Raw genomic sequence first — 11,620 nt, 5'->3', positions numbered from 1 at the left:
CGGTAGGACGATCGCGCGCGCGTCTGCTAGCGTCCGCGCATGTTTCGGCGAGGTCGCGCGCTGGAGGACCCGGTCACCATCACCCTCGACGGAGAGGCCGTCCCGGCGGAGCGAGGGGAGCCGCTCGCCGTGGCGCTGGTCGCCTCCGGGCGCGTGACGCTCGCGCGGAGCCCGAAGCTGCACCGCCCGAGGGCGCCGACCTGCCTGCGCGGCGGCTGCGACGGCTGCCTCGCGCGGGTCGACGGGGTGCCCAACGTGATGACCTGCCTGCGCCCGGCCGCGGGCGGCGAGCGCATCGAGTCGCAGAACGTGGTGGGCTCACGGCAGGCCGACCTGCTCCGGGTGACGGACTGGTTCTTCCCGCAGGGGATCGATCACCACCACCTGATGGCCGGCGTCCCCGGGCTGTCCGGGGTCGTGCAGTCGATCGCGCGCAAGCTCGCCGGCCTCGGTCGGCTTCCGAGCGCGGCGCTCCCGGTCGAGCCTGCCGCGCGGCTCGACGTGGACGCGGCGGTGATCGGCGCCGGGCCCGCGGGGGTGGCGGCGGCCTCGGCGCTCGCGGCGCGAGGCCTCCGCGTCGCGCTCGTCGACGACGGGCTCGCCCCCGCGGGCTCGCTCGCCGCCGCGCCGCGCCGCGCCGCGGCGCTGCTCGCGCGGCACCGGCTCGACGGCGTCCGCGTGTTCTCCCGGCACGTGGCCGCCGGCGTGTACCTCGGCGAGATCCTGGTCGCGGGCGACGCCGGCGCGCTCGTCGTCCGCGCGCCCGCGAAGGTCTTCGCGACCGGAGCGCACGACGGCGTCGTCGCGGTCCCGAACAACGACCTGCCCGGCGTCTTCTCCGCGCGCGCGCTCTGCCGGCTGCTGGCCCACGGCGTCGAGCCGACCGGCCCCGTCGCGCTCGCGGGCGAGGGCTTCTGGGCCGATGAGCTCGCCGGCGCCCTCGGCGACCGGCTCGCGGCGCGCGTCCCGCTCGCCGCGCTCGTCGCGGTGAACGGGATCTCGCAGGTGAAGAGCGTGACCCTGCGCGACACGCCGCTCGACGAGGAGGGCCAGGTCCGCGACCTGAAGGTCGTCGCGGTCGCGGTGGACGCGCCGGCGGCGCCGTCGTTCGAGGTCGCGGCGCAGGCCGGCGCGCGGGTCCGGTACGACCCGCGCGCGGGGTACGCCGTGAGCGTCGACGCGCGCGGCCGGGCCGGCGACGGCGTGTGGGCGCTCGGCGAGTGCACGGGCGCCGCGCTCGATCTCGCCGGCATCGAGCGCGCGGCCGCGGCCGTCGCGGACGACGTGCTGGCGCAGCGGGGCGCGGCCGCCTGAGCGCGCGGCGCCTCGGCGTGAGGCGCGCGGCCTTGCGGCACTTGCGGCAGGTCAGCCCTCGATCATCAGATCGAACAGGCCGATCCCGCCCGCGATGAACACGACGTCGAACACGGCCATGAGCGCCATGTAGTCGGTGAGCTCGCCGACGGCCGCGCCGCCGAAGAGCTCGCGTGTCCCCGCCACCGCGGCGAGCAGCGTGGGCGCGAGCAGCGGGAAGAGCACGCTCGCGAGCACGAGGTCGCGGGCGCGCGTGCGCACGGTCATCGCGCCGAACAGGGTGCCGCTCGCGGCGATGCCCGGCGTGGCGGCGAGGCAGAAGAGCGCGAGCCCCAAGCCCGCCTCCGCCAGATCCACCGCGAAGAGGAGCGCCGCGACCGGGATGATGATGAGCTCCACCGCGGTCACGAACAGGCAGAGCCCGAGCGCCTTGCCGGCGAAGAGGGCGCTCCTCGCGATCGGCAGGACGAGCAGGCCCGCGAGCGCGCCGTCCTCGCGCTCCCGCTGCCACGTGCGGCTCAGCGCGAGCACCGACGCGAACGCCACGCTCACCCAGATGACGCCGGGCGCGACCCGCTCGGTCGCGTCCTGCCCCGCGTGGAACGCGAGCGACGCGATCACCGCGACGAGCACCGCGAAGAACCCGCTCGTCGTGACGATCTCGCCGGTGGCGAGCTCGATCGCGAGGTCCTTCCTGGCGACGAGCAGCGCCTGGCTCGCCCAGCCGGGCGCGCCGCGCCGGCGAGGCGCCGCGCGGGTCCCGGGCGCCGTGGTCGGCTGCGCGGAGGGCACGGGGCGGCTCAGAGGCTCAGGTACGTCTGATCCTTGAGCCCGCGCTCGTAGTCGGCGAGCAGCCTCATGCCCTCCGTGGGCTTGAGGAGGTCCTGCTTGATCGCGCCGTCGACCTGCGCCTTCACCTTCCCCACGAGATCGCGGTTGTCGTACTGGGTCAGCGCCAGCACCTCGTGGATCTTGTTCCCGGCGATCGTCTCCTCAATGTAGTACCCGCTCTCCTCGTCGTCATCGAGGAACACGTGCACCTCGTTGACCCGGCCGAAGAGGTTGTGGATGTCGCCCATGATGTCCTGGTACGCGCCGGTCAGGAAGATGCCGACGTAGTAGGGCGCGTCGCCGGAGATCGGGTGCAGCGGCAGCGTGTCCTTCACGTCGTTCAGGTCGATGAACTTGCTGACCTTGCCGTCGGAGTCGCACGTGATGTCGACGAGCGTGCTGTCCGCCGCCGGGCGCTCGTTCAGGCGGTGGATCGGCACGATCGGGAAGAGCGCGCCGAGCGCCCAGTGGTCGAGGAGCGACTGGAACACGGAGAAGTTGCAGATGTACTGATCGGCGAGCTGCTTGCGGAGCTCGCCGAGATCGTCGGGCACCTCCTCGGGATCGAGCTCGGACGCGATCTTCTGCATGCTCTCGGCGATCTCCCAGAAGAGGATCTCGACCCGCGCCTTCACGTCGAGGTTGAGCAGGCCGAGCTCGAACATCTTCTGCGCCTCCTCCTTGATCTGGAGCAGGTCGTGCCACGACTCACCGAGGTTCGGCCCCGAGATGTTCTCCTTGATGTAGAGGAGGTTCTGGATGAGCTTGTGCTCCTCGGTCTGGATGTCGATCGGCGACATCGGCGTCTTCTCGATCGAGCCGAACGCCTGGACGACCAGCACCGAGTGGTGCGCGACGATCGCGCGGCCGGACTCCGAGACGATGTTCGGGTGCGGCACCCGCTCCTCGTCGCAGATGTCGGCGATGTTGTGCACGATGTCGCGCGCGTACTCCTCGACCGAGTAGTTCATCGACGAGTGGAACGTCGAGCGCGAGCCGTCGTAGTCGATGGCGAGCCCGCCGCCGACGTCGATGTACTCGATGCGCTGCCCCATCTTGCGGAGCTTCGCGTAGTAGCGCGTCGCCTCGCGCACGGCGCGCTTGATGATCAGGATGTCCGGCACCTGCGAGCCGATGTGGAAGTGCAGGAGCTTGAACGAGGCGCTCATCCCGGCCTCGTCCATGATCCTGATCGCGGCGAGGATCTCGGCGGTGGAGAGCCCGAACTTCGCGTTCTCGCCGCCCGAGGTCTTCCATTTGCCCGCGCCCTCGGTGAGCAGCCGCACCCGCAGGCCGATCATGGGCTCGACGTTCATGTCCTTCGCGACGCGGGTGATCATCCGCACCTCGGAGAGCTTCTCCGCGATGAGGATCACCTTCTTGCCGAGCTTGCGCCCGATGAGCGCCGTGCGGATGAAGTTCTCGTCCTTGTAGCCGTTGCAGACGATCAGCGACTCGGCGTCCGAGTGGACCGAGAGGCCGGCGAAGACCTCGGGCTTCGAGCCGACCTCGACGCCGTAGTGGTACGTCCTGCCCGCGTCGAGGATCTCCTCCACGACCTCGCGGAGCTGGTTCACCTTGATCGGGAACACGCCGCGGTACGTGCCGCGGAACTTGCTCTCGGCGATCGCCTTGTTGAAGGCCTCGTTGAGCGCCCGGACCCGGTGGTGGAGCAGGTCCTGGAAGCGGATCAGGAGCGGCGTCCGGAGCCCCTGCTCGAGCGCCGCGTCCACGACGTCGCGGATCGCGATCTTGCGGCCGCGCTCCTGGAGGGGCGCCACCGTGAGGTTGCCGTCCGCGCTGACGTCGAAGTACCCGCGACCCCAGCGGTCGATCATGTACAGCGACTTCGCGTCTTCCGTGGTCCAGTCGTCGGTGTTCGTCTCGGGCGCGCTGCTCACAGTCGTTCTCCTTGTCGGGGCTCGCGCGGGGCGAACCCCGACATACGGGGAGGGCCCACGAGGGGCTTCTGGCTCATCAGAGGGACGTCAGATCGTCGGTCCGACGCTGGACGGCTGGACGCCGCGCGCTGGCGACGCGGCTCAATTACGATAGGAGAGCCGGACCTTCAAGGGCAGGCAGCCCGGGCAGGCCCGACATTGTCATCGACGTCGATCAACGCGCACGCGCGCGCTCGCGAGGCGAGGCGCCTAGGCCTGGGACTTCGTCGCCGCCTTCGCCCGCTTCGAGGCCGACTTGTAGAGATCGTAGAGGCGCGGGACGGGGTACGCCTCGAGGCGCTTCTTGTAGCCCTGATCCTTCGTCCGGTTCAGGACCGTCAGGGTCTCGTCGATGAGCTTCGCCCGGGTCCCGAACTTCTCCTTCACCTCGCTGAAGGTCGCGTGGAGGCGGAGGAGCTTGGTGTTGGAGACGTGATCCAGCCCCTTCGAACCGCCCCGATCCGAGCTGACGCGCCCGAGCCAGAGGTCCTCGTTCGCAAACGCCTTCACGGCCTCGACGAGCTTCGCCTTGTCGCCGAAGCGCTCCTTCACGATCGCGAGCGGATTCTTGCTAGCCATTGCTCAAACTCCCGCGGGCAGGCGTGCCTGCACCGGCAATGCGCGAGATGACTCGCGCGGCATGAATTGGGACCGCGATCTAGCAGAGCGGCCCGGGTCACCGCAAGGCCGCGCTTCGGGCGAGCTGCGCGCGGCCACGGCGCTGCGCGCGGGCTGCCGGCCGGCGCCGCGCGCGGCCGCTGTGGTGGGCCGCGGATCATGGTAGAGGGCGCGCCGATGTTCAACCTCGGCAGCTGGCTCGTGGCGCACGTCGACCGGGTCCGGCCGCTCGCAGAGGCGCGGCCCCGCGCCGTCGAGGCGTCCTCGTCCGCCCTGGCGAGCACGCTCCTCAGGGCGCTGTTCCCCGTCGCCGCGTTCGTCGCGCTCGCGCCCCTCCTCTGGCTCTTCTTCCGGCGCACCTGGCGGGAGCTCGACGTCGAGGCCCACGAGCACCAGCGGCGCACGCTCGCCGCCGGCGGCTACGACCGGCGGCCCGCCGTCCTGTTCACGATCACGGCGGTCGTGCTCATGCTCCAGCAGTACTACGGCGGCCGGACCGTCTACGACGAGCACATCCGCCCGTGGCTGCGCGAGATCGAGCTCGCGCAGGCGCTCGCCCAGGGCGCGCCCGCGGTGCCGGTGTCGCTCCGCCGCTACGACGAGCTCTACAGCTACGTCTGGTGGTCGTTCACCCGCGTCTTCGGCTACGTGGCCATCCCGATGGTCGCGTGGAAGCTCTGCTTCCCGAAGGACAGCCTGCTCGACATGGGGCTGCGCGTCCGCGGGCTCGCGCAGCACGCGTGGATCTACCTGCTCTGCCTCGCGGTCGTGGTCCCGGCGGTGTTCATCGTCGCGAGCGCGCCCGATTTCGGCGCCTACTATCCGTTCTACAAGCAGTCCTCGCGCTCCTGGTTCGACCTCATCGCCTGGGAGGCGATGTATTTCGCCCAGTTCTTCGCCCTGGAGATCTTCTTCCGCGGCTTCTGGCTCGCCGGCCTGCGGCACACCCTCGGCTCCGGCGCGATCTTCGCCATGATCGTCCCCTACTGCATGATCCACTTCGGCAAGCCGTACCTCGAGGCGGCCGGCGCCGTGGTCGCCGGGATCGCGCTGGGATCGCTCGCGATGCGGACGAGGAGCATCTACTCGGGCTTCCTGGTCCACGTGACGATCGCGCTGCTCATGGACATCGTCGCGCTGTCGAACCGGGGCGCGCTGCCGCGCTCGTTCTGGGGGACGTGACGCGAGCCCGCGGGGGGACGCGGCGGGGGCCCGGGGCGGCCGCGCGCCGCGTCAGCCGAACGAGTCGGCCAGCTTGCGCATGATCTCGGCCCGGTTCCGGTCCCGGATCTCGCGCCGGTAGAGATCCCGCAGCCCGATCGCCGCGGCGCGCGCGGCCTCGCGGTGGTCGCCGTCCCAGGGGAGCACCGCGAGCCTCCGCCAGAGGATCTTCTCCAGGAGCCGGGGCCGGCGCTTCGCCAGCGCGCCGGTGGTGAGCTCGATGGTCCGGGCCGAGGTGGGATCGGCGCGCATCGCCCGCACGAAGAAGCCGACGGCCGCCGTGACGCGGCGGCTGCCGCGCAGGGCGTGCGCGCCCGCGTCGCACAGGGCCTCGGCCCGCTCGCGCGGGGTCGCCGCGCGACGCGCGCGCTCCCGCGCCGCCTGCACCTCCGCGCTCAGGGTGTCCCGGCGCCGCCGGGCGGGGCGCATCTTGACGAGCAGGAACAGGATGAAGAGGGCCGCAACCCCCGCGAGAACGTGCCGCCAGCCGATCTCCATGGCGCCCGCCTTCTACAGCGCCCGGAAGGTGCTCACCAGATGGAGCTTCTGGAAGGAGGTCGCGGCGCGCCGGGCGGCCCGCGATGACGCCGGCGGAATGGCGGCCCGGCCCGCGGCGTTCTTCGACGTTCCCCGACGTCCCATGACATCCGTCGGCGTCCGAGGACGTCCTCCGACGTTCGCTGACGCTCCGTGGCGCTCTCCGACGCTCCCTGACGCTCCCTGACGTCTGATTGCGTGCATTTCCGCCGCCACGGTGCGATTTGCCGGAGCAGGCGATCACAACCTATGCTGAGCGGAACGATGCCCGTGAAAGCGACCTCCGGCCCCTCTCCTCGCGCCTCGCTGCGGCTCCTCGGCGCCGCGCTCGGCCTCGCCGCCCTCGCGCTGCACCCCGGCAGCGCCCTCGCCGACATCTTCACGTACACCGACGCGGACGGGACGGTGCACTTCTCGAACCGCCGGACGGGCGACGGGCGCTTCAAGCTGTACATCAAGGGCGACGAGAAGGGCGGGGCCTCGAAGCGCGCGGGGGTGAACCCGGTCGCGCCGAGCGACAAATCCCTCGAGCGCTTCAGCCGCTACGACGCGTGGATCCGGCAGGCGGCGGCGCTCTACCAGATCCCGGAAGAGCTCGTCCGCGCCGTCATCAAGTGCGAGAGCGACTACGACCCGCGCGCCGTCTCGCCCGTCGGCGCGCAGGGGCTGATGCAGCTGATGCCCGAGACCGCCCTGCGCATGCAGGTGCGCGACGCGTTCGACGCGCGGGAGAACATCTTCGGGGGAACGCGCTACCTGCGCATCCTGGCCAACCTCTTCAACGGAGATCTCGATCTCACCATCGCCGGGTACAACGCGGGCGAAGGGGCGGTCATGCGGTACGGCGGCATTCCTCCGTACGAAGAGACCCAGGCCTACGTCACCCGCGTGCGGACATACTACGCGCGCTACCGCAGCACCCGGGACGCGACGGTGGCCTCGATCGAGCCCTGACGGCGCCACCGGAGAGCACGCCCGCTCCGCGACGTCCGCTACACTACGACCACGTGACCCTACACGCGCCGTCCCCGGCGGGGGAGCGCGATGCTACGCTCGGAAGCTGTCTGCCCCTCGCCGGACGGGCCCTGAGAAGCGCCGGCGCGGGCAGGCGGTCATCCGCCGACGCTCTCCTCTTTCTGCGCGGCCAAGGGTCCACGACATGACGACCACCTCGAGCCTGATCGACCTCACCAAACGAAGCCAAGACATCGCGCCCCTGAAGCCGCCGGTGGACCCGGCGTCGCTCCAGCACACGCAGCTGCTCGAGACGCCGGACTTCCGGAGGATCCCCGCGTACGCCGACGTCACCGACGAGCAGTTCATGGATCACCGCTGGCAAGCGAAGCGGTCGATCACCCGCCCGGACAAGCTGCTCGACGCGCTGCGCGGGATCGTGTCCGAGGACTTCATCCGCGACGCGACCGAAGGCTTCGCGCGCGCGCCGATGAGCGTCCGCGTCTCGCCGTACCTGCTCTCGCTGATCGACTGGAACGATCCGGTCAACGATCCGCTCCGGACGCAGTTCATCCCGCTGGCGTCGCGCTTCCTGCCGGACCACCCGAAGCTCGGGCTCGACTCGCTGCACGAGCGCGCCGACGCGCCCGTCCCGGGGCTGACCCACCGCTACGCCGACAAGGCGCTCTTCCTCCCGCTCGACACCTGCCCCGTCTACTGCCGCTTCTGCACGCGCAGCTACGCGGTGGGCATCGACACCGAGGAGGTCGAGAAGACCCACTTCAAGGTCGACGAGGAGCGGTGGAAGCGCGCGTACGCGTACATCGCGTCGCGGCCCGAGCTGGAGGACATCGTCGTCTCCGGGGGCGACGCGTACAACCTGCGGCCGGAGCAGCTCGGCGCGATCGGGGAGACGCTCCTCAGGATGCCGAACATCCAGCGCATCCGGCTCGCCACCAAGGGGCCGGCCGTGATGCCGCAGAAGATCCTCACGGACGACGAGTGGATCGACGCGGTCACGCGCACGGTGGAGCTCGGGCGGAAGCTGCACAAGGAGGTCGTGATCCACACCCACTTCAACCACCCGAACGAGATCACGGGCATCACCCGCGACGCGATGAACAAGCTGTTCGAGCGGGGGATCACGGTCCGGAACCAGTCGGTGCTGCAGCGCGGGGTGAACGACACGCCGGAGACGATGAAGCTGCTCGTGAAGCGGCTCGGGCACCTCCACGTGCACCCCTACTACGTCTACATCCACGATCTCGTCCGAGGGGTGGAGGACCTGCGGACCACGCTCGCGACGGGGCTCATGATCGAGAAGTACGTGCGCGGGTCGACGGCGGGGTTCAACACGCCGACGTTCGTGGTCGACGCGCCCGGGGGCGGAGGGAAACGCGACGCGCACTCGTTCGAGCACTACGATCGCACGACCGGGATCTCGGTGTTCGAGGCGCCGAGCGTCAAGCCGGGGCAGCGGTACACGTACTTCGATCCGATCGATCAGCTGCCGGCCGAGGGGCGGGCGCGGTGGGCGGATCCGGCGGAGCACCAGAAGATGATCGACGAGGCGCTTCGGGCTTCGCGCTGAAGCCGAGAGCGAGAGCGAGAGAGAGGGAGCGCCGGACGGCTCGCGCCGGAGGGGGCGCTGCGCGGCAGGGCGCGGGGGGCGCTCGCCAATCGGCAAGACTGGGACGAAGGAGCTTGCGCTGGGAACACCGCCCGGCATGGCTCCCTTCGGGCCATGCCGGCTGGGACGTTATGGTGCGCGCCACACAAGGCGCGCCTGAGGCGTGGAGCCGGCTGGGAGCTTATGGCGCCTCGGTCGGTGCTCGATCGCACCCCCCGCGCCCTGCCGCGCAGCGCCCCCTCCGACGCTACGGGTGGGAACTCGAGCGGGGCGGCGCCTCGGTTGGTGCTCGATCGGCTCGCGCAGCGGCCCCTCCGGCGCTGCGGGTGGGAAGCTCGAGCGGGGGGTCAGCCTTCGGGGGGCGGGGCGTCGTTGTAACGCGCTAGGGCGCCGGAGAGCTCGCGCTTCACGCGGTCGACGAGATCGGGGGGCTCGACGACGCGGGCGGTCTCGCCGAAGCCGAGCACCCACGTCGCGAGCTCCGTCATGTCGCCGATGTGCATCGTGAGCCGCACGCCGCCGCCGGAGAGAGGGGTGATCTCCTGCGAAGGGTGCACCTTGCGCGTCCTCACGAACTCGGTCACGCGCTCGTCGAAGTCGATCACGACACGGCGGGGCTCGCCGCCGCGCCAGATGCCGAACTGGCCCTGGAAGTAGTCGTCGATGGAGAAGTCGGGGGGGAGCTCGAAACGCTCGGTCACCGCGCACTCGGTGTCGCGCATGCGGTCGAGCAGGAACGTGCGCACCTCGCCGCGGCTGACATGCAGGCCGACGCAGTAGATCGCGTCCTTGTAGAGGACCAGCGCGTACGGGTGGATGAGCACGCGCTCCTCACGGCCATCCCGCGAGCGACGATAACGGCAGCGGAGCGGGCGCAGGTCGGCGACGGACTGGAACAGGTCGTCGAGCTCCTCGGTGCGCGCGGCGTAGTCCTTCGGCGCGAACGGGAGGTAGAGGAAACGCTCCTCGAGGCGCGCGTCGGCGACGCCGGCGTTCGGGCCGCGCCCCGGACGGCGCGCGACGCCGAGCAGGCGCTGCGCGGCGAGATCGATCTCCTCGAAGAGCGTCGAGCCGCGCATCGGCTCGAACAACCTGCGGGCGGCAAGCAAGGCGTACGCCTGCGTGCGCCGCACCTCCACGCGGCGCGGGGCCTCGCTCGGAGACAACCGCCAGAGCCGAGGACCGCCGGGGCGCGTGGCGACCGAGACGATGTCGAGCTCGCGCTTGACCTCGACCAGGTAACGCCGGAGCGAGCGCGGCGTGACGTCGAGCTCGCGCGCGAGCTCGTAGATCGTCAGGCCCGCCGGGTGCTTCTGAAGGAGGCTGCGCAGCGAGTCGAGCCTGCGGTGCTGCGTGAACGGGCCGCGCGGACGGCCACGCTGGGAACCACCCCGGCCGTCGTCGTCCGCCTCCGGCGGGGGAGGCCGCTTCGACGGAGACGCAGGGACGATCGAGTCCGTCCGCACGGGAGGGGCTTGAGGGCGCACGCTCGGCGACGAGGAGACCGGCGCGCTCGACTTTGTGTCGACCCCGGCGCCGCCGGTGAGCCGCGGGGGCGCGGCCGAGCGCGGCTTCGCCGGCGGGACCGCGCTGCTGGAGAACGGATCGGACAACGAGCGGCCGGACCCGCGCGCGGACGCGCCCGAGCCGCCGGCGCCCCGCGCTCGGGCGGGCGAGGCGGCCGACGCATGGGCACCCCCGGGGCCTGTGCGAGCAGCGCGAGCCATCGGCTCAGGGCTCTATCGCATCGACCCCGCCCGTCCAAGATGTTTGTCCCGCGCCCGGGCCGGCGCGCGATGCGCTCCGCACGCCGGACGCCTCCGGGAACGGCTCACCAGGGACGATCGCGCATCGTCTTCTTGTACTGCTCCTTGTAGAGGTCGTGGCACTGCTTGCAGCTCGCCTTGGCGCCGTCGATGTCGCCGGCCTTCGCCTTGGCCGCGCCGTTCTTCGAGATCGACACCCAGCTGCCCATGCCGGGCGGCGGCTTGCCCGCGACGTACGTCAACGCGGCCGCGATCTTCGCGCCGTCGCCGCTCGAGGTGGCCGAGGCCATCGTGCTCTTCATCCAGGCCTGCATCGGACAGGGCTTCTGGCCCTTCGCGCCGCAGTCGAACTTCTTCTCGCCCGCCTGCGCCGCGCCGGTCGCCGCCGCCGCCGCGGAGCTCGTCGCCTTCGGCGCCGCCGCGGCCGCCGTCTCCGCCGCAGCCGCCGCCGTCTCCGCCGCCGCGGGCGCCTCCGCAGCCGCCGGCGCGGAGGCGGCCGGCTCAGCGGTCGTCGCGGCCGGCGCGGCCACCGTCGTGGCAGCGGGCACGGCCGCCGGCGCGGCGCTGTCGGCCGGCTTCCCCTCGGCCACCGCCCCCGGGGTCGCTTCGCTCCCCTTGCTGTCGCAGCCGAGCGCGGCAAAAGACAGGCTCGCGAGCAACAGCGCGAGCGGCGTGATCGTTCTCCTCATGCAGTCTCCTTGGGTGGTAACGGAAGCGCTCCCTGGAGCGCGATGCCGAAGGATGCGTGGCGCGGTCCCCAGCTCGACGCGCAGTGTAATCGGGTCGCGGTCCGTCCGCTGCGTTCGCGC

General features: G+C 71.5%; 10 protein-coding genes. 4 read left to right on the top strand and 6 right to left on the bottom strand.

Annotated features, from left to right (window positions below):
* Positions 1-39: 39 nt before the first annotated feature.
* Entirely contained in the window at positions 40-1,314 is a 1,275-nt protein-coding gene (locus WMF43_RS13590; RefSeq protein WP_437680441.1) for a (2Fe-2S)-binding protein, read from the top strand.
* A 51-nt stretch (positions 1,315-1,365) separates the two neighbouring features.
* On the opposite strand, the gene WMF43_RS13585 is transcribed toward WMF43_RS13590, so the two are convergent.
* The 3 genes from WMF43_RS13585 to WMF43_RS13575 form a co-directional block, all read right to left on the bottom strand.
* Entirely contained in the window at positions 1,366-2,106 is a 741-nt protein-coding gene (locus tag WMF43_RS13585; RefSeq protein ID WP_437680439.1) for a heme exporter protein CcmB, read from the bottom strand.
* Positions 2,107-2,114: 8 nt separating this feature from the next.
* Complete coding sequence (speA, locus tag WMF43_RS13580) at positions 2,115-4,046, bottom strand: biosynthetic arginine decarboxylase (protein WP_437680437.1); 1,932 nt, start codon at positions 4,044-4,046, stop codon at positions 2,115-2,117.
* A 249-nt stretch (positions 4,047-4,295) separates the two neighbouring features.
* Positions 4,296-4,664 carry a hypothetical protein gene (locus tag WMF43_RS13575; RefSeq protein WP_437680434.1) on the bottom strand — a complete coding sequence of 123 codons (369 nt, stop codon included), beginning with the start codon at positions 4,662-4,664 and terminating at the stop codon, positions 4,296-4,298.
* Positions 4,665-4,862: 198 nt separating this feature from the next.
* Here WMF43_RS13575 and WMF43_RS13570 point away from each other — a divergent pair, with 198 nt between their 5' ends.
* Positions 4,863-5,885, top strand: coding sequence for a CPBP family glutamic-type intramembrane protease (locus WMF43_RS13570; RefSeq protein WP_437680432.1), 1,023 nt, complete (start codon positions 4,863-4,865; stop codon positions 5,883-5,885).
* A 51-nt stretch (positions 5,886-5,936) separates the two neighbouring features.
* Here WMF43_RS13570 and WMF43_RS13565 read toward each other — a convergent pair whose 3' ends face one another.
* Positions 5,937-6,422 (bottom strand): hypothetical protein, encoded by a 486-nt coding sequence (locus tag WMF43_RS13565; protein WP_437680430.1) that lies wholly within the window; start codon positions 6,420-6,422, stop codon positions 5,937-5,939.
* A 303-nt stretch (positions 6,423-6,725) separates the two neighbouring features.
* Between WMF43_RS13565 and WMF43_RS13560 the strand changes: the two genes are divergently transcribed.
* A complete protein-coding gene (locus WMF43_RS13560) occupies positions 6,726-7,415 on the top strand; it encodes a transglycosylase SLT domain-containing protein (RefSeq protein ID WP_437680428.1) in 690 nt (229 codons plus the stop codon).
* A gap of 205 nt (positions 7,416-7,620) precedes the next feature.
* Complete coding sequence (locus tag WMF43_RS13555) at positions 7,621-9,006, top strand: KamA family radical SAM protein (protein ID WP_437680426.1); 1,386 nt, start codon at positions 7,621-7,623, stop codon at positions 9,004-9,006.
* Between the two features lie 386 nt (positions 9,007-9,392).
* Here WMF43_RS13555 and WMF43_RS13550 read toward each other — a convergent pair whose 3' ends face one another.
* Entirely contained in the window at positions 9,393-10,658 is a 1,266-nt protein-coding gene (locus tag WMF43_RS13550; RefSeq protein ID WP_437680424.1) for a helix-turn-helix transcriptional regulator, read from the bottom strand.
* A gap of 218 nt (positions 10,659-10,876) precedes the next feature.
* Positions 10,877-11,500, bottom strand: a complete 624-nt coding sequence (locus WMF43_RS13545; protein WP_437680422.1) for a hypothetical protein — start codon at positions 11,498-11,500, stop codon at positions 10,877-10,879.
* Between the last annotated feature and the right edge of the window lie 120 nt (positions 11,501-11,620).

It is taken from the genome of Sorangium sp. So ce131, assembly GCF_051519095.1.
In the GTDB taxonomy this organism is placed as follows: Bacteria; Myxococcota_A; Polyangia; order Polyangiales; family Polyangiaceae; genus Sorangium.
Note: the sequence above shows the minus strand (reverse complement) of the source record. Positions and strands in the feature narration are given on the sequence as shown.

Bases quoted from the DNA above. Each gene is read 5' to 3' on its own strand.
- WMF43_RS13560 (WP_437680428.1), top strand. From the start codon at position 6,726: ATGCCCGTGAAAGCGACCTCCGGCCCCTCTCCTCGCGCCTCGCTGCGG.
- WMF43_RS13565 (WP_437680430.1), bottom strand. From the start codon at position 6,422: ATGGAGATCGGCTGGCGGCACGTTCTCGCGGGGGTTGCGGCCCTCTTC.
- WMF43_RS13570 (WP_437680432.1), top strand. From the start codon at position 4,863: ATGGTAGAGGGCGCGCCGATGTTCAACCTCGGCAGCTGGCTCGTGGCG.
- WMF43_RS13545 (WP_437680422.1), bottom strand. From the start codon at position 11,500: ATGAGGAGAACGATCACGCCGCTCGCGCTGTTGCTCGCGAGCCTGTCT.
- WMF43_RS13590 (WP_437680441.1), top strand. From the start codon at position 40: ATGTTTCGGCGAGGTCGCGCGCTGGAGGACCCGGTCACCATCACCCTC.
- WMF43_RS13575 (WP_437680434.1), bottom strand. From the start codon at position 4,664: ATGGCTAGCAAGAATCCGCTCGCGATCGTGAAGGAGCGCTTCGGCGAC.
- WMF43_RS13555 (WP_437680426.1), top strand. From the start codon at position 7,621: ATGACGACCACCTCGAGCCTGATCGACCTCACCAAACGAAGCCAAGAC.